Source organism: Ruminococcus sp. BSD2780120874_150323_B10, from assembly GCF_015553695.1.
In the GTDB taxonomy this organism is placed as follows: Bacteria; Bacillota; Clostridia; order Oscillospirales; family Acutalibacteraceae; genus Ruminococcoides; species Ruminococcoides intestinale_A.
In genome coordinates this window covers 124055-147792 of the sequence record NZ_JADNHD010000005.1, presented here as the reverse complement: position 1 = coordinate 147792, position 23738 = coordinate 124055, and the positions used below count along the sequence as shown (strand labels likewise).

The following is a 23738-nucleotide window of genomic DNA, read 5'->3' as shown; positions in this document are numbered from 1 at the left end:
GGTGCAAGCACGCAAACAGCGTGGCTGTTTGCGCCTGATAAATTGTTATATCGGAAGATTTTTATGGGCGCTGCCCATACCCGCAATTTTTGAAAAAATTGAGTAAACTTTTTTGTTTTTGGGAGGATAATTTAGCGTTAGCTAAATTTCAATGCCCGACCGACACTCCGCTAAACCATAATTTTTCCAAAAACTTTTTTATAAATAAACATAATTGTTTGACAAAAATCAGAACAAAGCGTGTTCCTAATTTAAAATATACCAAAAGCAAAAGCCGACCCCTTACGAGGCCGGCTTGAATTATTTAAGATTAAGCGATCGGAACTGCGATTGGTGCATTTGGGTTATTATCCGGATTCTCTGTATAGAATGTGAGGTATGTACCACCCATTACATTAGAGTCATCGATTACAATCCAAAGCTCGTTGTCAATAAAGCCCTTATAGTCAATTGTCTGATTTGTACCTGTGTCAGAAACAATTATATTGTAAGAACCTGCCTTTGTACAAGTGAAGTCTTTAACATACCAACCGTTTTCATCCATTTCTGTAAGTGTATCGCCCGGCCATTCACCTGATGTTGTGTAGTTGTCAGCATCAACACCGTTTGTATCTGAACCCCAGAGCCAAAGTGACGGATTCCAAGTAAGTGAACCATTGTGCTTAACATGGAGTTTAACATCCATACTTGACGCTACATAGTAGTAATCAACGCTCATATCTACACCATAAGGAATGTGACCGTTTACATTTTTAGGTGTTTTTGTTGTATCAACAGTATAACCGATTGTACGGTAGCTTGTTGTTGTGTATTCATCGCCTACTCTGCCCGAAATTACTGTTGAAGGAGTAATCTTTTCGACTGTGCCGTCCTCAGCTGTGTAGAAATGGTTTACTGTAACACTGCCCGATGATACCGGCTTACCGGTAGTATAAGTCTGAAGAGCTGTAACATCATTTACATCTTTCCTTGTATCGTAGTTTACATCTATCTTTGCATATGTGTCAGCATCTACACTTGCAGGATCTGTAATAATAGACTGCATTAATGTTACATCACGAACATCAACAATACCGTCATTGTTTAAGTCAGCATTTTTAAATGACTCCGGAACATAGTCAGCATAGTAGTATGTTACAACTGCCGGTGTTTCTGAATAAGTGCCTGTTGCAGGACCTTCAACCTTGCTCAATATATATGTATTACTAATGCTTGAGTTTTCGGCTGTTGTATAACCTGTACCGATTGTACCCTGAATTACTTCAGGATCTACGAGGTTTTCGCCGGTCTTTTCGTAAACATAGTTTACAGTTACCTGACCCATACCATCATCAAGAGCGAGCTTATCAAAGCTTGCCTTGTCAACAGCAATTACTGTTGAAATTGCAGGTACAGTAAATGTTGAACCTGAAACCTCGCCGAGTTTCTTTAAGCCGGCTGTCTTATCGTTAGCAATAATTACCCACTCTGTGCAGCTTTCATCCTTGAGCTTAACTTCTTCTGCTTTTTTAGCTGAGTTGTGGATAACAGCCATTGTCTGCCACTCGTCAGGCTGATCATTCTTAACAGTAAACGCTACCTGGTTAGAGAATGCACTGCCCATTGACTTGTTAAGTGTGTAAGCTGATGAATATGACTTATCCATTGCTGTGAATGGTGTAAAGTTCTTTCTGATTTCGTAAAGTCCCTTGTAGTAAGATACAAGATCCTGATACTCCAGAATGTTGTTCCAGTTAATCTTGTTGATTTCAGGTGAAGACTTGTAGCTGTTTGTATCGCCGTACTTTGTACGAGCCATTTCCTGACCTGCAAGCATAAATGAAATACCCTGTGAAGTATTTACAATAGCACCTGCCATTTTATTCATCTTAACGAGGTCTTCGTAACGGTTGCCGTAGTCACCTGAAGCTGTAGAAGCAACGAGCTGATCGTAAAGAGCAGCGTTGTCGTGGCAGTCAGCGTATGTAACTGACTGTGAAGGAGCTTTAGCTTTCCACTTGTAGTTACCGTTTGAGTTAGCGAACAAGCCGAAAGAAATACCCTTAGCAGCACCCTTTGAGCCCTGAACAAAACCTGTGTTTGCAATGCTCATAGCACCGCCCTTGATAGCGTCACGAACAGAGTCATTGAAGATACCGATTCTCTCGCTAAGTGAGCCTGCGTTTGACTGAATAGCCGGCACAAACTTTGTACCGTCACAAGTGTTTGTTGGGTGGTATGAGTCGCCGCCTGTCCATGCTTCGCCCCACATTGTAACCCTATTATCAACCTGATCAAGAGCATCTCTGATCTGATTCATTGTTTCAACATCCATAATACCCATAAGGTCATAACGGAAGCCGTCAACATGGTACTCATTTACCCAGTAGAGGCAAGACTGAATAACATAGTTTCTGTACATTGCACGCTCTGTTGCACACTCATTGCCGCAACCCGATCCGTTTGAGAATTTGCCTGCTCTGTTAAGTCTGTAGTAATAGTTAGGAACAGTCTTCTGGAAGCAAGAGTCTGTTGAATATGTATGGTTGTAAACAACATCCATTACAACGCTGATGCCTGCATCATGGAGTGCCTGAATCATTTCCTTACATTCCTTAATTCTTACATTACCGTCATATGGATTTGAAGAATAAGAGCCTTCAGGAACATTGTAGTTCTGTGGGTCATAGCCCCAGTTAAACTGCTCATCGTTGCCTGCCTCGTTTACTGAAGCATAGTCATAGAATGGATTGAGCTGTACTGTATTAACACCAAGTTCTTTTAGATAGTCAATACATGTAGAAATGTTGCCCTCACCGTTAAGTGTTGTGCCGTTTTCTGTAAATGCAAGGTACTTACCGCGGTTTTCTTCAGATACACCTGAAGAAGCGTCATATGAGAAGTCCTTTACATGGAGTTCCCAAACAGTGCTGTCTGTAACCTCATTCTGGAATACATGAGTGTCCTTGTCCCAACCGTCAGGGTCTGTAGAGTCGAGATCAACAATCATTGAACGGTTACCGTTTACACCGACTGCCTTTGAGTATACATCCTGTGTTTCACTTGTTGTTGTTTCGCCTGTTGTAGGATTAACTACTGTGATTGTGTAGGTGTAGTAGTAGTCTTTCCATTCGCCAGTAAGCTTAATCTTCCAAATGCCTGTAGCGTCTTCTTTCTCAAGCCGGTAAGAGGCTACCTTACTTGCTCCCTGTTCATCGTCTGAACCTTTTGTAAAAATATTTACCTTAATGTCAGTTGCTGTAGGTGACCAAACTTTGAAAGTTGTGGCATCTTTAGTGTATGTAACGCCGAGGTCATCTCCATCATATCTGTAATTTGCGTCAAGTTCTTCGAGTGCTTTTGTAGCAGTTGTATCTAATGCTACAGAACCGCCTGATACTGTTTCCGCATCGGTTGTTGCAGCCATTGAAGTAACTGCTGTTGTTGTACCGAGCATACAAAATGCAAGGACAACAGATACAAATTTCTTTGTATTTTTCATAGTTTTATTTCCTCCTTTTATTTTTATAATCTATCCCTTGTGGGAATAACTACCTAAAATCATTCGTCTATATCCATAGACTCGGCAAAAGCCTTTTTCCTTTTAATATTTGTATAAAGAGTGCTTGCAACGCATCCTGCAAGAATTAGACCTGCGGCAATATATACAACAACCATAACCGACTTAAGCGGGTCAGGGTCGTTTGAATATGAATAAATTACATTAACTTCTGTTTTTGTAAAATTACCGTTCGCATTTGACGGAACAAATCTTAATGTCATATCTTCAAATTCTTTTTCTTCTGCCGTATAAGCCTCTCCTTCTGCACCTGTAAGAGTTGTCTTTTCAACGACCTTACCGCTGCCGTCCATATAAATTACATTTACTCTGCATTCGTCCTTTGACTTGTCATCATCCGCAATCTTTTCGTATTTAAAGGTTACATCAAAATCTTTGTTAGGAAGAACACCGGAAGCATTGTTCGGAAGTTCGTCGAGTATAAGTCTGTAATTTTCAATACCGGGAATTTCGGGAGTGTAATACTCAACCCCTGTTCTGTTTTTAATTGAATAGCTGTCGACTAAATCTTTACCGCTCTCTTTATCAACAAAGTGGTAAGTAACTGTTGAAAAAGTGCCATCGTACTTTTCAACATAAACCTTAGCGTGAAGAACTCCGTCTGTAAAGAACCCTTTTGCGTCACCGTCGGTTTTCTTTATGTCATAGTTAAGAGTAAAAGCATTTTCAGCAAGGTCATAAGCCTTACCGATACCGCCTGTTACGGTTTGGGTAGAAATAAGGTCATGTGTTTTATTGTCATAATAATTTACAACTACCGCACCCTCACGGATTGTAAGCTGTGCATTGTCAAAGCCCTGCTTATCAGCCATAACAACAGCCGAATGAGCTTTAACCTCTACACTGCCGTCAACTTCACCGAGGTTTCTTAATCCTGCTGTTTCGTTGTCCGCAACGATTACCCACTTGCCGTCAACTTTAACATTCTGTGACTCATCACCGCCGTTAAAGAGAACGCAAACTTGATTCCATTTGCCCTGCTCTGTGTTGTTAAGTTTGTAACCTACAACTGTTTTTGGCAAGTCGTTTAAATAATCAATTGCATTTGCACTCTGTGTCGTGCAATCTTTAAATGCCGCAAATTCTTCTCTGATTTGCATTAAACCTCTGTAATACTCAACAATATCGCTGTATTCATTGATATTGTTCCAATCAAGCATATTTTTTTCACGGCTTGACGCATAGGAATTTTCGTCACCGTCTTTGCTTCTTGCAAATTCCTCACCGGCAAGCATAAACGGAATACCTTGAGATGTCATTACAATAGCGGCTGAAAGTTTATTCATTGCCACCAAATCTTCATAACGCTTTCTGTATTCGGAATCTCTGCCGTAAACCGAATCAACAAGTTTATCGTAAAGACAAAGGTTATCATGACAAGACGCATATGTTACACACTGTGACGGAACATTTGCCCAACCCGAAGTACGGTCGGACTGACCCGATATGCCAATCTTAAGGTTAGATTTTTTGCTTGCCTCCTGTACGAAAGCGCCGTCTGTACCGCCCGTACTGCCCTTGATTGCATCACGGATAGTATCGTCAAAAGCACCTATACGGTCGTTAAGCTGCTTGAGGTTACCCTGATTAGCCATTACCGTGCCTTCATTGCAAGCAGTCGGCATATTCCAAGCCTCACCGTACATAATAATCTTTTTGCCGATGCCGTTGTCATAGAGTTTGTCAAGCGCATCTCTTACCTGATTAAGTGTTTCAACATCGTGAAGACCCATAAGGTCAAAACGGAAACCGTCAATATGATATTCCTTTGCCCAATAAGTAACAGAATCAATCATATACTTGCGGAACATCTTGTGTTCGGATGCAGTATCGTTGCCGCAGCCCGAACCGTTTGAGAATGTACCGTCCTCGTTCATTCTGTAATAATAGTTAGGAACTGTATTTTGGAATACGGAATCCGTTGAATAAGTATGATTGTAAACAACATCCATAATTACGCCGATACCTGCATTATGAAGTGCCTGTATCATCTGCTTACATTCCTTGATACGAACATTACCGTCATAAGGATTTGTAGAATACGAACCCTCGGGACAGTTATAGTTTACAGGGTCATAGCCCCAATTGTATTGCGACATAATGTCTTTTGATTCGTCAACAGAGCCAAAATCGCAGAAAGGCATAATCTGAACATACTTAACACCGAGTTTTTTAAGATAATCAACGCATGTCGGTGTACCGCCCTGAATACCGTTTACAGTTGTACCTTCCTCTGTAAAAGCAAGGAATTTACCTCTGTTTGATTTAGATACGCCACTTGATTCCGAAGATGAAAAATCGGCAACGGAAACTTCCCATACAGATGCCTCGGTAGGATTTGAAACAGTTACATGAACATCGTTTTCCCAACCATCCGGATTTGTACTGTTAAGGTCTACTACCATACTGCGCTTGCCGTTTACACCGCAGGCTTTTGCATAAACATCTCCTGTTTCGGTAACCGTATCGCCGTTTTTAACGCTGTAAGTATAATACTTTCCCGCAAGATTACCGCTTACTTTTATGCTCCATACGCCTGTTTTTTTGTCAAGCTCCATTGTTTTTGTGGCAATAGAACCGCCGTCGCCCTCTTCGTCACTGCCGTGCTCGTAAAGATTTAACTTTACCGTAGCAGCCTTAGGCGCCCAAACTTTAAAAGTAGTTGAATCTTCAGACCAAACCGCACCGAGATCACTGCCCGAATAAGCTGTTTTATCAAGTTCGGCTGCATAAGTCTGATAATTAACCTTTTTGTTTTCAACTTTCTTTTCTTCCGCCGCACTGATTGCCGATGCGCACATACCTGCCATAATCATTGCCGTTAATACTCCTGTAATTAATCTTTTTAATAACAATAAAAAAGCCTCCTGACTCTGCGGCAATACCTTTCAGAATTCTTGTCTGCTTACCAAGCCGCCATCAGAAACAAAATATTCAGTTTTAGTATTGACCAAAATCATACTGTTTAATATACGAACAGTATTGAACATAATAAATAATTATATTTTCTTTTATATAATTTTAACATAATTTCCAAGTGATTTTATATCTTTTAAAGAATTATATTTTAAATATGAGGATTCACGATGTAGAATTTTAAGCACTTTTATTGTGCAACTTGCTACATATCAACTCAAATTTTTATGCATTTTTTCAAACAAAGTCCCAAATAACAAAATAAAGACAAAAAAGGTCATTCGATTCGTACAATAATCGAATAACCTTTTAATATTGACAAAATTTTGACAATTATTATATTTTAAAGCCCATATACGGACGAACCTTTAAATAGACTTTCAATTCTTAATAATCTATTATATTTACATACTCGGTCGGTACGGCAAGGTGCTCCCGTTTTTATCTGCCCGGCATTTACCGCAACCGCAATATCCGCAATTGTAGTATCTTCGGTTTCACCGCTTCTATGCGAAATCACCGTTGTGTAACCCGCCTTTTGTGCCATATCAATCGCCCCAAAAGTTTCTGTAAGAGTTCCGATTTGATTCATTTTTATCAAAATAGAATTACCTGCGCCGACACAAATGCCCTTGTAAAGTCTTTCTGAATTTGTAACAAATAAATCGTCGCCTACAAGCTGAACTTTTTTACCGATGCGATCCGTGATTTCTTTCCAACCCTCCCAATCGTATTCCGACAGAGGGTCTTCGATTGAGAATATCGGATATTTGTCGCAAAGTTTTTCAAAATAATTAATAAGGTCGCTTGTCTTGAGTACGGATTTCCTTTTCGGCAAGTGATAAACGCCATCGTTAAACCATTCGGATGCCGCCGCATCAATAGCAATCTTAGTATTCTCTGTATTGTATCCCGCATCACAAACCGCCTGAATAATCAACTCAATTGCCTCTTCGTCGGTCTCAAGATTCGGTGCAAAACCGCCCTCGTCGCCAACAGAAGTAGCCATACCTTTCTGTGAAAGAATTTTGCCAAGACTGTGGTATATTTCACAGCATTGCTGCAAACCGTCGGAAAAAGTATTCGCACCTACAGGCATAATCATAAATTCCTGTATATCAATGTTATTTGCTGCATGAGCGCCGCCGTTGAGAATATTCATCATAGGCACGGGAAGTTTTACCGAATAAATACCTCCGAGATAACGGTAAAGCGGAAGTCTTAGCGATTTTGCCGCTGCCTTTGCAACTGCGACCGACACGGCAAGTATCGCATTTGCACCAAGATTTTTCTTGTTTTTGCTCCCGTCAAGCTCTGATAATTTGTTATCGACTGCACATTGGTCAAACGGCGACATACCGCAAAGTTCGGGTGAAATAATTTTGCTGATATTTGCAACTGCTTTTTTTACTCCCTTGCCGTTAAATCTATCACCGCCGTCACGCAGTTCAACAGCTTCATAAGCACCTGTTGATGCTCCCGACGGTACTGCCGCATTTGCAAAAGTTCCGTCTGTCAGTCCTACGGTAGCCTCTACGGTAGGATTACCTCTTGAATCAATAATTTCTCTGCCGACTACAGAATTAATGGTTATTTTCATTTTATTACCTCCAAATATATTTTACCGTAACTGTCAAAAAATATTCAGAGCAGTGGCACGGAGGTAAAAAAAGCATATTATATTAAAAAAGCAAAGGAGGAAATAATTTGGATATTGTTTACTATACTGTCAGACCGGGAAATACTTTGTTTGGCATTGCGCAATTTTTTCAAACTACGGTAAACGACATTTTAAGATACAACAACATTGCTGACGCAAACAGAATTTATGTAGGTGAAACTCTGGCAATTCCGGCAGGAACTTCACAGTCGCCACGCACACATATTGTAAGACTGGGAGAATCCCTTTGGTATATCTCAAAGATGTACAATATGACGGTAGAGGATCTTATGAATAAAAACAATCTCGGCAATCCCAATGTTCTCTATCCGGGACAAATATTGAATGTGTAAATATTATTAAATTAGCTTTTAAAAGAATATCTTACCAAGCAATTATAAAAATTTGGTCAACATTTAAAAAACTTGACCTGAATTTTCAAATTATTTAACACAAACTTTTTGCCAAACCATAACTCACCACAACACTTTACAAAAAGCAAAAGCTGTACCGATAAATTCGATACAGCTTTTATGTATTATCCGGTTATACCGTTACTTCTAAGATATGATTCTATCTGTTCATCATCGCAGATTCCGAGGTCATCACAACCTGCAAGATGTTCGTTATGATGCTTTACTTCGTGGTGCATTATTTTCTCAAGCTCCGTGTACAGCTTGTCATTTGACAAACCTCCGTACACCTTCATAATACTGCCGTAGTAAAACACAATTGAGTTGCCTATTGAATTTCTTACATACTCTCCGAGGATATACAGCTCTCCCCTCACGCTTTGCGGATGTAACTTTGCTTGCGGTTCAAGCGACATTCCCGCATTAAGGTCACGGAAAAGTTCCTGCGGCATTGAGTCTGCAATTTCATCAAACATTTGAGCACATTCTTCAAAAGTAACCATAATCAATACCTAATTAATAATCAAGATAATCCTTAAGTTTTCTGCTTCTTGACGGATGTCTTAGCTTTCTTAATGCCTTTGCCTCAATCTGACGGATACGCTCACGGGTTACATTAAACTCTTTGCCTACCTCTTCAAGAGTTCTGCTTCTGCCGTCTTCAAGACCGAAACGAAGTCTTAAAACCTTTTCCTCTCTCGGAGTAAGAGTTGAAAGAACATCCGAAAGCTGTTCTCTTAACATTGTGTGTGAAGCGGCATCGGCAGGTGCGGGTGCACCGTCATCCGGAATAAAGTCGCCGAGGTGGCTGTCTTCCTCTTCACCGATAGGTGTTTCGAGAGATACAGGTTCTTGAGCCACACGCATAATTTCTCTTACCTTATCAACAGGCAAGTCAAGCTCGTCTGCAATTTCATCGGGAGTAGGCTCATGACCGTTCTGGTGCAAAAGCTGGCTCTGAACTTTTTTTACCTTATTGATAGTTTCAACCATATGAACAGGAATACGAATTGTTCTTGCCTGGTCGGCAATGGCTCTTGTGATTGCCTGTCTGATCCACCATGTGGCATATGTTGAGAACTTAAATCCCTTTGTATAATCAAACTTGTCAACCGCCTTGATAAGGCCGAGGTTGCCCTCCTGAATAAGGTCGAGAAACTGCATACCTCTGCCAAGGTAACGCTTTGCAATGCTTACAACAAGACGAAGGTTTGCCTCTGAAAGTCGCTGTTTTGCCTGTACATCGCCGTTGGCAATTCTGATGGCAAGGTCAATTTCTTCTTCGGATGAAAGGAGCGGTACTCTGCCGATTTCTTTCAAATATACTTTAACAGGATCGTCAACGGTGACAGCACCGTCTGCAACAAAATCAGAATCCTTGCCTTCGCCGAGGTCAATATCATCAATCTTGATGTCGCCCATATCCTCAACGATTTCAATACCCTGCTGTTCAAGGTTGTCATAAAGTTTTTCGAGCTGTTCGGGGTCAAAGTCAATCTCACCGATAGCATCAAGAATATCCTGATTGTTAAGCTGTCCCTTTTGTTTGCCAAGCTCTAAAAGCTCTTTTACAACTGATTTTTTGTCCTGAGGTGCGTTCATACTCATTTTCCTTTCTGAATGTACAAAAGATTATATATTAAAAAACAAAATAAATATTCCTATTTTTTATTTTGTTTCAGCTTCATTATGTAATCGTTAATGTCATCTGCCGACATATCGGCAAGCTTGTCCGAAGTCAGCTTGTTACTCTCTTCATTAATTACATTAATATATTCCTCTACCGCCTCTCTTGTGGATGCGGCGGGAATTGTGGTGGAAATCAGTTTATAAAGATACGAAACTTCGTCGGAATTAAAATCCGAAGATACGCTTGTAAGCGGCTCGTATCCGCTTTTTATTTTGCTAAGTACATACTCATAATAGCGTTTTATAAGCGAATTTGAAAATTTATCGGGTGTAACCCTTTCCGAAATGCTGTTTGCGTAGTCGGGATTATTGATTAAATAAACGAGCAGAGCCTCTTCGGCACTTGAACTTCTCGGTTTTTTGTAGTGCTCTCTGTTTATCTTGTCGTTCTGACCGTTAAGTTCTGCCTGTATCTGACGGGTTTCCTTTTTAATATTCTCCCGTCTGCCCCGCCTTTTGACCTTTGAAATCTGCTCGAGAAAAGCATTTTTATCAATCTCAAGTTCGGCGCAAAGTTTCGATGCAAAAACATCTCTTTCAATCGGGCTTTCAATTGTCGCAACTATTTTTACAGCTTCGTTTAAAAAAGCTACCTTGCCGTCAGTTGTGTTGAGATTGTAATTTTCTTTTAATTTCATAAGTCGATATTCAATATCGTTGCCGCATTTTTCTATTAAAAGTTTAAATGCCGCAGGGCCGTTTTCACCTTTTGAACGGATAAACTCGTCAGGGTCTTTACCGCTCGGCACAGTGAGGATTTTAATCGGCAGTCCTGCGTTTCGCAAGATGTCTATTGCTCTTGCCGTAGCTTTTTGACCTGCGCCGTCAGCGTCATAACAAATTATAACCTCATCGGCATAGCGTTTCATAAGGACTGCCTGCTCATTTGTAAGAGCAGTGCCGAGTGTTGCGACCGCATTCGTAAAACCCGCCTGATTAAGCGCAATAACATCCATATATCCCTCGCACAGAATCAGTGTGCGTGTACCCGAGCTTTTGGCATTGTTAAGAGAAAACAAGTTTTCGCTCTTTTTAAATACAGGAGTATCGGAAGTATTGAGATACTTAGGCTTTTCGTCGGTCATAATTCTGCCGCCGAAAGCTATAACATTTCCGCGCAAATCTATAATCGGAAACATTACTCTGTTTACAAAGCGGTCATAAATTCCGTTACCGTTTTTTCTTTTGAAAGCAAGGTTTGCGGAGTAAATTTCATATTCCGAAAAGCCTTTGTTTTTCAGATGATTACAAAGCGAGTTCCAATCGTCATCGGCAAAGCCGAGTCCGAAATGCCTTATCGTACGGTCAGATAAAGCTCTGCCTCTAAGATAATTCAGTCCGCTCTGCCCTCTTTGTGAAAGCAGTGTTGCGTGAAAAAACCTCGCTGCCTCACGGTTTGCCTCATAAATTCTCATTCTTAATTTACTTAGGCTGTCATCATAGGTATTTTCAGGCATTTCCATACCCGCCCTTTGTGCAAGGAACTTTACCGCCTCGACATAATCAAGATTTTCAATCTTCATTATAAAGGTAATGACATCGCCGCCGGCACCGCAGCCAAAGCAATAAAACGAGCCGTTTTCGGTGTAAATGTTGAAAGACGGAGTTTTCTCGCCGTGAAACGGACACAATCCAACCATATTTCTGCCGTGGCGCTTAAGATTTACATATGACGAAGCAATTTCCGTTATATCACTTCTAAGCTTTAATTCCTGCAAAAAACTTTCCGGAAAAGGCACAAAACTCCCCCTTTTCTGTTTCCTATTAGCTATTTACGATTTTTTCGCAAATATTCCTTTTTTATTTCAAAAAAATTTTAAATATTTTGTATTATTCATTTATCTGCACAGCAAAATACTGTTCGTCTTTCTGTTCAACCGTAACTCCACCCGATGTTGCGTCCGCAAGTTTTTTATTCAGCGTACCGAGCAAATCGGGTTTAATGTGAAATTTTACAAGTACATCGCTTTCATATACGGTATCATCAACGGCAGCACCCACACCTATTATCAGAGATGATACCTTGCCGTATTGGTTATAAGCGCATCTTGCCTCGCATACAAGGCAATTCTGCATAATTACAGGCTTTGCCGCCTCGACTGCGATTTTTGAACCGTGAGAGTACGCACGCACAAGACCGCCCGTACCAAGGAGTACACCGCCGAAATATCGTGTAACCACAACCACGACATCAAAAATTTCATTTTTTACTATAACATCAAGCACAGGCATACCGGCTGTACCTGAGGGTTCTCCGTCGTCGCTGTAGCGCTTTATGTTGCCCTCTCTCAATGAATAGGCATATACATTATGTGTAGCATTCCAATGTTCACTGCGCTTTTCATTAATAAAATCTATTGCCTCCTGCTCCGTTTTAACAGGTTTGCAATATCCGATAAACCGAGAACGCTTTTCCACAAATTCATCGCTTGCATTTTCAAGCACGGTTTTGTAATCCTTTGCCAACAAGTACACCTCCGTTTTATGTTATTAATTAAGGTTCTATTATAAATATCTGGGGTAAAAATAATAAAATTGTGGTTTAACACACAGGTTAAGCAAAATAATTTAAAAATTTAGGTCAAGCCTTTTTAAAGGCTAACGCCATTGCGTTAAAGCCGCCAAACAGCAAGCTGTTTGGCTATCGTTAGATTGCGTAAGCGGAAAGTATTTGTGGGCTTTGCCCACACCCACAACCTTTGAAAAGGTTGACCAAACTTTTATAATTGATTGGCAAATCAATTTGCTAAACCATAATTCACCCCAACTATTGAAAAATAACCGTCTTTTGGGGATAACAGTCAAAAAGGCGGCACTAAGTGCCGCCTCAACAATTACGATATAAAAAATTATTTGCTCATACCGAAACGCTTCTTGAATCTGTCAACGCGTCCGCCGGTATCAACCAATTTCTGCTTTCCTGTGAAGAATGGGTGGCATTTTGAACAAACTTCAACACGAATGTCCTTCTTTGTTGAACCTGTTTCAATAACATTACCGCAAGCACATGTAATTGTTGTCTGCTGATAATCTGGATGGATGTTCTCTTTCATTTTCCTCACCTGCCTGACTCTGCATAATAACAGATAGATTATACAACAAAAATAAGCAAAATGCAAGTGTTTTTCAAAACTTTTTTCAAAATATCGCAATATTTTTTATTTTCCTTACTTTTGTAGTTTTTAAATAATATTTACAAATCAAATAATTCTTATTACAAGTTATTTAATTTCCTTTGTAGAAATTTCTTTCTGTGCCATTGCAATAAAGTCCTCAAGTTTCATTGCGCCGAGGTCGCCCTCTTTTCTGTGACGAACAGAAACAGTATTAGCCTCTACATCCTTGTCGCCGATAATGAACATATAAGGAACTTTCTCAAGCTGTGCCTCACGAATCTTATATCCGATTTTCTCACTTCTTGAGTCAACCTCAACACGCATACCGCAAGCGTCAAGAGCCTTTTTGATTTCGTAAACATAGTCAAGGTGTCTGTCTGCAACAGGAAGAAGTTTAACCTGAACAGGAGCAAGCCACATCGGGAATGCACCGGCATATTTCTCAATAAGAAGTGCAAGCGTTCTCTCGTAACAACCGATTGAAGTTCTGTGAATAATATAAGGATTTTTCTTTGAGCCGTCCTTATCTACATACTCCATACCGAATTTTTCTGCAAGCATCTGGTCAATCTGAATTGTAATAAGTGTATCTTCCTTGCCGTAAACATTCTTAATCTGAATATCAAGTTTAGGACCGTAGAAAGCAGCCTCACCTACGCCGATAGCATAAGGAATTTCAAGGTGGTCAAGAATTTTCTGCATAATGCCCTGTGCTTCGTCCCACTGCTCGGCAGTACCGATATACTTATCTCTGTCCTTAGGATCCCACTGTGAGAATCTGTAAGATACATCTTCATAAAGACCGAGTGTTTTAAGCATATAAATAGCAAGCTCAAGACAGTTTCTAAACTCGTCCTCAAGCTGTTCAGGCAAGCACATAAGATGACCTTCGGAAATTGTGAACTGACGAACTCTGATAAGTCCGTGCATCTCGCCGCTTGCTTCATTTCTGAAAAGTGTTGAAGTTTCATTGTAACGGAGCGGAAGATCTCTGTATGAACGCTGACGATTAAGATAAGCCTGATACTGGAACGGGCAAGTCATAGGACGAAGTGCAAATACTTCATCATCTTTTTCAGGATCACCGAGTACAAACATACCGTCCATATAGTGGTCCCAGTGACCGCTGATTTTGTAAAGGTCGCTCTTAGCCATAAAAGGTGTTTTTGTAAGTAACCAGCCACGACGCTGTTCCTCGTCTTCTACAAATCTCTGTAAAAGCTGAACGATTCTTGCGCCCTTTGGAAGAAGGATAGGAAGACCCTGACCGATTACATCTGATGTTGTGAAAAGCTCAAGTTCTCTGCCGAGTTTGTTATGGTCACGGCTTCTTGCCTCCGCAAGCATTGTGAGGTGTTCCTCAAGCATAGATGCTTTAGGGAACGCTACACCGTAAACTCTGCAAAGCTGATGGTTGTTAGCGTCGCCTCTCCAGTATGCGCCTGTGCAGTTTGTAAGTTCAACAGCCTTAATAGGTGCAACGCTCATAAGGTGAGGACCTGCGCAAAGGTCTGTAAAATCGCCCTGCTTATAAAAACTGATGTGTTCGCCGTTATCGGAATGTTCCTTAGCAAGTTCAACCTTGTAGGGCTCGTTCATCTCTTCAAGCATTTTTACCGCCTCGTCGGGAGCAAGCTCAAAACGCTCAATCTCAATACCCGACTTAACGATTTTCTTCATCTCTGCCTTGATTTTCTCAAGGTCTTCGGATGTAAACGGCTTTTCAACTTCAAAATCATAGTAAAAACCGTTGTCAACGGCAGGACCGATAGCGCACTTGGCACTTGGATAGAGGCGCTTAACAGCCTGTGCAAGAATGTGTGAAGCAGTATGCCAGAACGCTTTTTTACCGTCAGGCTCATCGAAAGTAAGAAGATCTACTCTGCAATCCTTTGTAATAGGTGTACGCAAGTCGACAACATTGCCGTCAACTCTTGCACAGCATACAGACTTATAAAGTCCCATACCGATAGATTTTGCAATTTCAGCAGGAGTTACTCCGCTTTCAAATTCCTTGACTGTACCGCCCTTTAATTCAACATTAATCATATTCATTCTCCTTAATCATAAGAAATAAAAAGCCCGATATTCCAAAAGGAATATCGGGACGAATATACTTCGTGGTTCCACCCAACTTTGACATAATAACTATGCCCTCTTTACAACCTTAACGCAGTCATACGCCGCACCATTTCCTGTGCAGACTCAAAGGTGGTAGCTTAAAATTACTTATGCGAAAAATCACAGCATACATTTTCGCTCTCTGAAAAAGTAGGTTTTTAAACCGTGTCCTTATCGAAGTTCTTTATTTTACTTAATATTAACACCGCCGAATTGAAATGTCAAGCATTAATTTTCAAAACTTATTTCTTGTCGTTAAGTTCCTGCTGCTGTTCGTCAAGCTCTGCAAGCAACTTGTCAATCTCTCCCATAAGTTTTTCTTCTTTCTTCTGTCGTCTTGTTTCCAAAATACTATGTGACGAATCATCATCGTCATCATCAGCACCTACGCCAAAGAAAAATCCGCCTGTAATATCGTCTTCCGAATTTTTATCGCCGATAACTTTAGGAGCGGAAATATTCGGAACATCGTCGTCAGCCTCATAACCCATAATAAAATCATCGGTATCTGCAGTAGCGTTTTGAGCATAATCCTCGTCTTTTTTCTCTTCATCCGAGAAAACAAGTTCGTCACTCTTGCCGCTGTTATCGGCTGTATCGTCATCATCTGTAAAAGCATCTACAATCTGCACATCATCTTTCTTAAGTGCGCCTCTTGTAAGCTCAATAATATAGAAAAGCTGATACAAAGCGAAAGAAATAAACATTACACCTGCAATAAGAGCCATACCGTCTGCACTGTCAAAAATAACTCGTGCTATAAGGAACGCACCGTACGAAAGTCCGAAAGCGACTGACGGCAAGCCATAGATAAATGTTGCTTTAACAGGGTTTCTTCCGGGAATTTTTGAAATTACCATTGCCTGTGGGAACAAACTTAAGGTAAGAAAAATAAAGCAGAACAAAAGCGACATATCTGATGCCGATACTGAAAGCTTTGTTGCCTCAAGAAAACACGAAATCAATTCCGAAACTGCCCAGAGTGTCGGGAAAATATACAGAAAAGCAATATTAGACACCGGAGCAAAACCCGTAAAATGAGTTCTTGCCATAAAAACAAGTCCGATAGCGGCAAGCATTGCAAGGAATGCGCAAATAATGGACATCAGCAAATACTCGCTGTCTTTTCTTGTCAAAATGGTCATTACGGAATATGCAAGCGCAAATGCGGCGGAAAGCACCGCAAAAACACCCGCGGGCACATTTCGTTTTGACTCATAAACCGGTGCGGTTTTTTTGTCCAAAATATTAAAAAATATGCACAGCACAAAAAGAACAAGTGCAACGCCAACTGCTAAATAAGAAAACAACAATGCGTTCATTCCGCTCATCGTTCCTGTATCGTCATTACCGAATACACTTAAAAGTCTAAGCGCAACCATGGCAAGAGCGGCAGGGATAAATGGAATCCATGATAATTTAATCTTCATACTTATCTCCGTTTCTTCAAACAATATAACGGTTATTTTAGCCGAATTTTTTACATATATTATTTTAAGCCAATTACACGCTTATGTCAAGAATTATTAAAGTAAAAATTCACTTTTGCAAAGTTATACGAAAAGAGAGGAATTTATGAGAACAAAAGTTATATTTATAATAATATTTTTGCTTACAATGGCTTTTTTGCCCATAATAATCTCTAAGTGCTCGTCGTCTCAAACCGCTGTCACTTCAAATTCGACTGCGGATAAAGCAACAGAACCCGTTACCGCAAACGAGCCGTCAAAAAGCGAAACCATAGTTGAAACTACAACCGAATCTGTCGCAAAAGAAAATTCCGAATCAGAAAAATCGCCGCTCACCGAATCTGACCTTTGCGGTATGGTAGCGGCAAAATACAATGAAAATTACTGCGAAGAAACCTTAAAAGCATTAACAATAATTATTTATACGAATTATAATGTATCTCCCGACATTTACGATTTGTCGGATATTGACATATGTTTGCCCGAAAGCAAAGCAAAAAATTCCGTTAAAGAAAATTACAATAAAATCAAATCCGCCGTATCTTCCGTATATAAAAAAACGCTCTGCGCAGACGGCAAAGCGTTTTATATACCTTTTTGCGATTTTACCAACGGCAAAACTTCAACAAACAGCGAATATCCGTACCTTACCGCTGTTGCCTCCCCTTGGGACAGCTATGCAAATGCCGATGACGGGGAATATTACGGTGTAAGCCTTAACGGAATAAATTATCTTTGTAATGACGGATACAGCTACGAAGAGGCTTTGCAATGGTATCTGCCGAATTTTAAAATTCAGATTCTTTAGTTGAAGCAAATTATAGTTTAGCTGATTGCTTTATCAAGCAATTATAAAAGTTTGGTCGACCTTTTCAAAGGTCGTGGGTGTGGGCAAAGCCCACAAATACTTTCCGTTTATGCAATCTAACGATAGCCAAACAGTTTGCTGTTTGGCGGCTTGAACGAATGGGCGAAAGCCCTTAAATGCGACAGCAATAAGAAAGCCATTTGATATATAATGAAAAGTTAATTATTTCTTTTATAAAAGGCTGTCGCCTTTTTTAACAAACTTAGTTTTAGCACGCAAACAGCGTGGCTGTTTGCGCCTGATAAATTGTAATATAGGAAAATATTATGGGCGCTGCCAAAACCCGCAATTTTTGAAAAAATTGAGTAAACTTTTTTGTTCTTTTGCTGATAATTTAGCGTTAGCTAAATTTCAATCCCCGACCGACACTCCGCTAAATCATAATTTAATGTTACCCCAACATTTAGAACCCAACCAAAATTCAATATTCACATATAATATTTTGCAATTTTATAGAGTTTTGCCGCTCCCATTTGAATATGTCTTGTGACAACGGGCGGAGTTATACCAAGTTCGCTTGCAATAGTTTTCATCTTTTTTCCGTTAAAATAATACTCAAAAACGCAATGGCGCTGTCTGTCGGTAAGGTCATTCTCTATGACATTCATTAGTATTTTTAAAACTTTCTGACGGTTTTCGCTGTTGGTTTCACCGTTCATAAGGCTTTTTTCAAAGCAAATCTTATCGGAATTTAAATCGGAAAAATGTATAAGTTTACTTCTCATCACATTACCCCCTTATATCTTGCCTCAAGCAAATTTGCAATATCAAGGCACTCAAGATAATAACCTCTGTATCTGCAAATTTTCTCATTGATTTCCTTTTTATTTAATAAACTTTTAGTTTTTAACATACTTTTATATTTATCAACAACAGACAGCATTTTGTCTGCCTCTGCCCTGTATTCTTTTGACCATTCAAGATAATTGTTCATATTAACATCCTTTCCGCTTACTATTCATCAAATAAGAACCAACGGGGCTTGGTTCTCTATATAATATTATAGAGAGAAAAAATCACAAAATCAAGAGTTTTTAGAACATTTGTTCTAAATTAACTGATTTTAATGAACAAAGTCCCTTTTTCAGTACTTTGCTAATTGTCTTTTTTAATTGTTAACAAAACAAAAAATAAACCGACATTGATAAAAAACTCAATATCGGTTTAATGTCGGTTATGATTTTTAAATAGAGAGAATATATAACTGTTATGCATCATACCAATTAAAATTTTCATAATCGGGATACATTTCAGAAAACTCATCGTCACTGTATTCGTTTTTCACTTCATTTGCTATATCTACTACATAATAAGTATTACCGATTTTCAAATATGCAAAATTATTGTCATAAGCAAATGAATCAAAACAGCCGCTCAATAGAATAAACTATTTATCAATAGAATAAACCATTTGTAATTTTTCATCATCACAATAAGGTAGAAATAAATCATCGAAATTACAGCCTGCCGCAAAAATTAAAATTCCGCATATAAAAGTTAGTATAAAAAAACTTAACACTTTCCTCATAATTTTCTCCTATCTAAGATAATCCGAGAATTTATATTTATTTAAACATCACTGTGAAAATAATATAAAATTTGTGTTTCCTTATCGAAATAATATAAATTAAAGTTATTCAAAGGATTGCTTTTGTCCTTTGATATAAAACAAAAGTAATCATCCACATTAATTTGATTTTCTAAGAAATCATAATTATTACGCATATCATCGGTTGAATTATTTATTCTTCCGCTAAAATATTCTATACAGTTTTTAATGCTGTCCGTATTTTCATTCGTAACTTTCTGAAAGTTGTCATTTGATTTTATACTTTCCGATATATCATTATTATTTACATAATAATATATATGATAATCCACAAAATCTCTTGCTCCGTAAGAATATTTCTCACAACCGGAATATTTAGGCAATGTTTTCATAACACCGCTTTCATAATTACATGCTGAAAAAATAAAAATTAACATTACTGAAAATTGCAGCAATAAAAGTTTTTTTGTCAACTTCATAAATACCACTCCTTCTATAATTGTATAAATATTTTAAAAAACAGAAAGTTAAATATTTATCATATACCCTTACTTTACAGTATAATATTATCATATATAATATTGTTGAGCAACACATTCGCAATAATCTACAGCTTTTTGTATGAATACCCCACAAAAATCAACAGTGATTGGTATATATCACTAACAGTATAATTTAAATGATTTTCAAACAATACTTAATTTTAAAGCCGACAAACTTCAACTGTTTTATTGTTAAACTTTCTTGACAAAGCAAAATATTTATAATAGAATATTAACAGATATGTGCCAATAGCTCAGCAGGATAGAGCGTCTGCCTCCTAAGAAATTGTTGCAACGACCGCCTTTGGAGCAAAAGTGATTGACAACGAGTTAATATAAGCCTAAAATTGAATAGATTTTAAAGATGTTTCCGTAGCTCAGCTGGATAGAGCGACCGCCTCCTAAGAATATGTTATAACGACCGCCTTTCGGGCAAAGGCGATTGACATTGAGTAAGTTTAAGACTAAAATTGAATAGATTTTAAAGATGTTTCCGTAGCTCAGCTGGATAGAGCGACCGCCTCCTAAGCGGTAGGTCGGGTGTTCGAATCACCTCGGGAACGCCAAAAACTCCGCCGGAAAACCCAGTAAAATCAAGGGTTTCCGGCGTTTTTTCATTTTTACGGAAAAAGTGAAAAATCGTAAAATTCACAGATTTTCATTAGCAAAATCTCCGTCAGCTAATGGAAATTAGGACGAATGTCGTCCGCCTTTCAGGTGAACGACTTGCTAATAAAAATTAGCAGGATTTTCGCTATTTTGCTAATGAAAATGCCCTCTCTGCTAATGGCAGAAAAATTCGAGCAAAATTCCTGCTAATGAATAAGGCGTTCGTTACCCTGTTAATTCGTTCATTTAGGGGTGGTCAAGCGACAATCGCACACTACTTCTATGCCATTTCTTATTATATAATTGCGGTAACAGGAGGTGGTTGTTTTGAAAGAACAAAAATATCATTTATACCTTTCCAAGGACGAATACAGCGAAGTGCTGCAATCACTTATCCGTTTGAAGAACAGCCTGATAGCACAAGGCAGATACACGGACGCAGCAGATGATATTATTTGCAAGGTGCTTTCAGCCAAGAAAAGAAAGTTCAAAATCAAATATATCTGAACACGAATAAAGACCGCCTACACTTTTGTAAGCGGTCTTTGCTAATTTAGAGTAAGTTAGACAAACTGGAATTTATTAGGCAAACAGAATAAGTGCAACACCTGTGATAAGCAGAACTATACCAACAACAAACTCTATCATTCCCACTTTCTTTGCGTATTCTTCTTTCTTCCGACCGGCTTTGAAATCCGCCTCAAAACCGTTGATAAGATTGTATTTCTTTTTAAAGTAAATGAAGTATCCAAACAGAAGGAATGCCAATCCCAGAACTACAGCCAATACCTTTAGGAATATCATATAAACACCTCCACAAAAAATTCAAATTTGTCTTTCTCTTAATTTCCTATTATACACCAAAATTATGAATATTTCTACCCGCCGTCTATTGACCTCAATTAAGAGGAAAGTAGGTGGCTTTTTTTGTTAGCAAAAAAATTTTCAAGAAATTTTGAAAAAACACCCCCCAAAAACGCTCTCCCATTTCAAACAAGTGAAGGGGTTAATTCCGAGCCACGAAAAGGTCAGCCCTTTCACTTGTATTTTGACAACTGAATAAACCATTCACTAAGACTTTAATTCTGATGATTTTAGCCACCTTATCGGGTACGCCGTGACTTCTGCATTGCAGAACAGCGAGAACTCCCGGTATAGGTAACAGGTTGCCCCTGTTACGGCGATGACAGTCAGAAGGATAATGATACTTCTCTACGGAGCTGGCGGAGTACCCGGCAGAGGTGAAATTCCTATGATACAGATTAGCAGTCTGTTCCTTAGTGACTTCCCGTGAGCTTATTGCTCGGCAAGGGGTGTTGAGAACAAATATTGCCCGACCGGTTAGGAAATGAGCCGGTCAAGTACATAGCCATACTGCGATGGCTATGAATTTCACGAAAGGAGGACGCACAAAGTGTCGAACTGCAAAACGATTGCGATATGCAATCAAAAAGGCGGAGTTGGAAAGACGACCACTACGGTAAACCTCGGCGTCGGTCTTGCAATGCAGGGAAAGAAAGTGCTGCTCATAGACGCAGACCCACAGGGCGACTTAACCACTTGTCTCGGTTGGCAGGATACAGACAACTTGGGTATCACGCTTGCAACGAAACTCACAGATGTCATAAATGAAACGATGAATGACCCTACGGTCGGTATTCTGCACCACGACGAAGGTGTTGACCTTATTCCGGCAAACCTTGAGCTTTCAGCAATGGAGTTTAACCTTGTCAACGCAATGAGCAGAGAGACGGCATTGAGAAACTATCTCAGCGAAGTGAAGGAGAAATACGACTATATCTTAATAGATTGTATGCCTTCCCTCGGAATGGTAACAATCAATGCTCTATCTGCGGCAGACAGCGTAATAATTCCTGTTCAGGCTCAGTATTTACCGGCAAAAGGTATGACGCAGCTTGTTCAGACCATTTCACGAGTTAAGAAGCGTATCAATCCGGGCTTAAAGATTGACGGTATGCTTCTCACTTTGGTGGATAGCCGTACCAACCTCGCCAAAAGCACGGTAGAAGCTCTGAGAGAGAACTTCGGTAGTCAAATCAAGATGTATCGAACATATATCCCGATTGCCGTAAAAGCCGCAGAGACTTCTTCCAAAGGCAAGAGTATTTTTGCCTACGAACCGGGCAGCACGGTGTCAAAAGCGTACACCGAATTTACAAAGGAGGTGTTAGCCGATGGCAGGAAGAAAGAGCGACTTCACTCTCACGAAGCTCGATGACTTATTCTCGACGCAGGAACAGAGAGATGAAGAAAAACTTTCAAAAATCCGAGATATTCCCTTGACTGAGATTGACGATTTCCCCGACCACCCTTTTAAGGTGCGTGATGACGAGGATATGGCACAGCTCATTGAGAGTATTAAGGAACGAGGGGTAATCACTCCGGCGACGGTAAGGCAGAAAGAGGACGGCAGATACGAACTCATATCGGGACACAGACGAAAGCGAGCCTGTGAGCTTGCCGGGTTTGATACTCTCCGTTGTGAGGTCGTTGAACTGAACCGAGACGAAGCCACGATTTTAATGGTTGAGAGCAACTACCAAAGGTCGCAGATACTTCCCTCGGAAAAAGCCTATGCCTACAAAATGCGTTTGGAAGCATTGAGCAGACAAGGCAAAAGAACAGACCTAACTTCCGACCCAGTGGGTTGGAAGTCAAGCGGAAAAGAAACAGCACAACTAATTGGAGAGCAGTCGGGTGACAGTCAAACCCAAGTTCGCAGATATATTCGCCTTACAAACCTTGTTCCCGAACTTTTGGAATATGTTGATGAGGGGCGAATTAAAATGCGACCGGCGGTTGAATTGTCTTTTCTCGATGAGGACAGTCAGCGTGATGTGGTTGATGAAATCGACCTGAACGACGCAACCCCGTCCCACGACCAAACAATCCGTATGCGAAAGTTCTTTGAGGAGGGCAAGCTCACAACCGAAGCAATCCAAGCGATTATGTCGGAGGAAAAACCAAACCAAAGGGAGAAAATTGTTTTGAGGGGCGATAGGGTTCGACAGCTTATCCCGAAGAATATTCCCATAAGCCAAACGGAGGATTTTGTGTGCAAGGCATTGGAGCATTACAACAAGTTTCTGCGAAGCAGAGCCGACCGTGACAGCCGATAGCCTTCCCCCTTTCTCACACTCTAACCCCTATATATACCGGCTATTAACCTGCTGAAAAATATACTCTATCTCCCTTGAGTATATCTA

General features: G+C 39.8%; 20 protein-coding genes and 1 tRNA gene. 6 read left to right on the top strand and 15 right to left on the bottom strand.

Annotation, left to right across the window (positions count from 1 at the left end; translation table 11 throughout):
* Nucleotides 1–310 precede the first annotated feature (310 nt).
* The 3 genes from pulA (I2E21_RS05125) to eno all read right to left on the bottom strand — a co-directional run bounded on the left by pulA (I2E21_RS05125) (nt 311) and on the right by eno (nt 8075).
* Complete coding sequence (gene pulA / locus I2E21_RS05125) at nt 311–3481, bottom strand: type I pullulanase (RefSeq protein WP_195410611.1); 3171 nt, start codon at nt 3479–3481, stop codon at nt 311–313.
* 59 nt (nt 3482–3540) lie between these two features.
* On the bottom strand, nt 3541–6414 hold the full coding sequence (pulA, locus tag I2E21_RS05120; protein ID WP_195410610.1) for a type I pullulanase: 2874 nt from the start codon (nt 6412–6414) through the stop codon (nt 3541–3543).
* Between the two features lie 404 nt (nt 6415–6818).
* The gene (gene eno / locus I2E21_RS05115; RefSeq protein WP_195410609.1) at nt 6819–8075 is read right to left on the bottom strand and encodes a phosphopyruvate hydratase; all 1257 of its coding nucleotides are present in this window, start codon (nt 8073–8075) and stop codon (nt 6819–6821) included.
* A gap of 107 nt (nt 8076–8182) precedes the next feature.
* Here eno and I2E21_RS05110 point away from each other — a divergent pair, with 107 nt between their 5' ends.
* Entirely contained in the window at nt 8183–8488 is a 306-nt protein-coding gene (locus tag I2E21_RS05110; RefSeq protein ID WP_195410608.1) for a LysM peptidoglycan-binding domain-containing protein, read from the top strand.
* A gap of 185 nt (nt 8489–8673) precedes the next feature.
* Here I2E21_RS05110 and I2E21_RS05105 read toward each other — a convergent pair whose 3' ends face one another.
* From I2E21_RS05105 to I2E21_RS05075, 7 genes are all read right to left on the bottom strand, one after another.
* On the bottom strand, nt 8674–9051 hold the full coding sequence (locus I2E21_RS05105) for a metallopeptidase family protein (RefSeq protein ID WP_195410607.1): 378 nt from the start codon (nt 9049–9051) through the stop codon (nt 8674–8676).
* A 13-nt stretch (nt 9052–9064) separates the two neighbouring features.
* Nucleotides 9065–10150: an RNA polymerase sigma factor RpoD gene (rpoD, locus tag I2E21_RS05100; RefSeq protein ID WP_022235326.1), complete on the bottom strand. Its 1086-nt coding sequence runs from the start codon at nt 10148–10150 to the stop codon at nt 9065–9067.
* A gap of 59 nt (nt 10151–10209) precedes the next feature.
* Entirely contained in the window at nt 10210–11976 is a 1767-nt protein-coding gene (gene dnaG, locus I2E21_RS05095) for a DNA primase (RefSeq protein WP_195410606.1), read from the bottom strand.
* 91 nt (nt 11977–12067) lie between these two features.
* Nucleotides 12068–12703, bottom strand: coding sequence for a YigZ family protein (locus tag I2E21_RS05090; RefSeq protein ID WP_195410605.1), 636 nt, complete (start codon nt 12701–12703; stop codon nt 12068–12070).
* A 383-nt stretch (nt 12704–13086) separates the two neighbouring features.
* Complete coding sequence (rpmE, locus tag I2E21_RS05085; protein ID WP_022235323.1) at nt 13087–13290, bottom strand: 50S ribosomal protein L31; 204 nt, start codon at nt 13288–13290, stop codon at nt 13087–13089.
* A gap of 168 nt (nt 13291–13458) precedes the next feature.
* Nucleotides 13459–15402: a threonine--tRNA ligase gene (gene thrS / locus I2E21_RS05080; protein ID WP_195410604.1), complete on the bottom strand. Its 1944-nt coding sequence runs from the start codon at nt 15400–15402 to the stop codon at nt 13459–13461.
* A 314-nt stretch (nt 15403–15716) separates the two neighbouring features.
* Nucleotides 15717–16904: a hypothetical protein gene (locus I2E21_RS05075; RefSeq protein WP_195410603.1), complete on the bottom strand. Its 1188-nt coding sequence runs from the start codon at nt 16902–16904 to the stop codon at nt 15717–15719.
* A 145-nt stretch (nt 16905–17049) separates the two neighbouring features.
* On the opposite strand from I2E21_RS05075, the gene I2E21_RS05070 reads away from it, so the two are divergent.
* Nucleotides 17050–17751, top strand: a complete 702-nt coding sequence (locus tag I2E21_RS05070; RefSeq protein WP_022235319.1) for a hypothetical protein — start codon at nt 17050–17052, stop codon at nt 17749–17751.
* Between the two features lie 488 nt (nt 17752–18239).
* Here I2E21_RS05070 and I2E21_RS05065 read toward each other — a convergent pair whose 3' ends face one another.
* The 4 genes from I2E21_RS05065 to I2E21_RS05050 form a co-directional block, all read right to left on the bottom strand.
* Nucleotides 18240–18536, bottom strand: a complete 297-nt coding sequence (locus I2E21_RS05065; RefSeq protein WP_022235318.1) for a sigma factor-like helix-turn-helix DNA-binding protein — start codon at nt 18534–18536, stop codon at nt 18240–18242.
* On the bottom strand, nt 18536–18745 hold the full coding sequence (locus I2E21_RS05060) for a hypothetical protein (RefSeq protein WP_022235317.1): 210 nt from the start codon (nt 18743–18745) through the stop codon (nt 18536–18538). The genes I2E21_RS05065 and I2E21_RS05060 overlap by 1 nt, the downstream gene beginning before the upstream one ends.
* A gap of 273 nt (nt 18746–19018) precedes the next feature.
* Nucleotides 19019–19189 (bottom strand): hypothetical protein, encoded by a 171-nt coding sequence (locus tag I2E21_RS05055; RefSeq protein WP_195410602.1) that lies wholly within the window; start codon nt 19187–19189, stop codon nt 19019–19021.
* A 191-nt stretch (nt 19190–19380) separates the two neighbouring features.
* Nucleotides 19381–19839, bottom strand: coding sequence for a hypothetical protein (locus I2E21_RS05050; RefSeq protein ID WP_195410601.1), 459 nt, complete (start codon nt 19837–19839; stop codon nt 19381–19383).
* A 552-nt stretch (nt 19840–20391) separates the two neighbouring features.
* On the opposite strand from I2E21_RS05050, the gene I2E21_RS05045 reads away from it, so the two are divergent.
* A tRNA-Arg gene (locus I2E21_RS05045) sits at nt 20392–20468 on the top strand.
* 370 nt (nt 20469–20838) lie between these two features.
* Complete coding sequence (locus tag I2E21_RS05040; protein WP_024721699.1) at nt 20839–21018, top strand: hypothetical protein; 180 nt, start codon at nt 20839–20841, stop codon at nt 21016–21018.
* Between the two features lie 75 nt (nt 21019–21093).
* Here I2E21_RS05040 and I2E21_RS05035 read toward each other — a convergent pair whose 3' ends face one another.
* Complete coding sequence (locus I2E21_RS05035; protein ID WP_015573075.1) at nt 21094–21315, bottom strand: DUF3784 domain-containing protein; 222 nt, start codon at nt 21313–21315, stop codon at nt 21094–21096.
* A 610-nt stretch (nt 21316–21925) separates the two neighbouring features.
* Here I2E21_RS05035 and I2E21_RS05030 point away from each other — a divergent pair.
* Nucleotides 21926–22750, top strand: coding sequence for a ParA family protein (locus I2E21_RS05030; protein WP_024721698.1), 825 nt, complete (start codon nt 21926–21928; stop codon nt 22748–22750).
* Nucleotides 22707–23651 (top strand): ParB/RepB/Spo0J family partition protein, encoded by a 945-nt coding sequence (locus I2E21_RS05025; RefSeq protein ID WP_024721697.1) that lies wholly within the window; start codon nt 22707–22709, stop codon nt 23649–23651. Before I2E21_RS05030 ends, I2E21_RS05025 begins: the two co-directional genes overlap by 44 nt.
* The last annotated feature ends 87 nt before the right edge of the window (nt 23652–23738 follow it).

What these genes read in the sequence shown, in the direction of transcription:
- pulA (WP_195410611.1), bottom strand. Translation starts at nt 3,481, where the DNA reads ATGAAAAATACAAAGAAATTTGTATCTGTTGTCCTTGCATTTTGTATG.
- eno (WP_195410609.1), bottom strand. Translation starts at nt 8,075, where the DNA reads ATGAAAATAACCATTAATTCTGTAGTCGGCAGAGAAATTATTGATTCA.
- I2E21_RS05105 (WP_195410607.1), bottom strand. Translation starts at nt 9,051, where the DNA reads ATGGTTACTTTTGAAGAATGTGCTCAAATGTTTGATGAAATTGCAGAC.
- rpoD (WP_022235326.1), bottom strand. Translation starts at nt 10,150, where the DNA reads ATGAACGCACCTCAGGACAAAAAATCAGTTGTAAAAGAGCTTTTAGAG.
- rpmE (WP_022235323.1), bottom strand. Translation starts at nt 13,290, where the DNA reads ATGAAAGAGAACATCCATCCAGATTATCAGCAGACAACAATTACATGT.
- thrS (WP_195410604.1), bottom strand. Translation starts at nt 15,402, where the DNA reads ATGATTAATGTTGAATTAAAGGGCGGTACAGTCAAGGAATTTGAAAGC.
- I2E21_RS05075 (WP_195410603.1), bottom strand. Translation starts at nt 16,904, where the DNA reads ATGAAGATTAAATTATCATGGATTCCATTTATCCCTGCCGCTCTTGCC.
- I2E21_RS05070 (WP_022235319.1), top strand. Translation starts at nt 17,050, where the DNA reads ATGAGAACAAAAGTTATATTTATAATAATATTTTTGCTTACAATGGCT.
- I2E21_RS05065 (WP_022235318.1), bottom strand. Translation starts at nt 18,536, where the DNA reads ATGAGAAGTAAACTTATACATTTTTCCGATTTAAATTCCGATAAGATT.
- I2E21_RS05060 (WP_022235317.1), bottom strand. Translation starts at nt 18,745, where the DNA reads ATGAACAATTATCTTGAATGGTCAAAAGAATACAGGGCAGAGGCAGAC.
- I2E21_RS05050 (WP_195410601.1), bottom strand. Translation starts at nt 19,839, where the DNA reads ATGAAGTTGACAAAAAAACTTTTATTGCTGCAATTTTCAGTAATGTTA.
- I2E21_RS05035 (WP_015573075.1), bottom strand. Translation starts at nt 21,315, where the DNA reads ATGATATTCCTAAAGGTATTGGCTGTAGTTCTGGGATTGGCATTCCTT.
- I2E21_RS05025 (WP_024721697.1), top strand. Translation starts at nt 22,707, where the DNA reads ATGGCAGGAAGAAAGAGCGACTTCACTCTCACGAAGCTCGATGACTTA.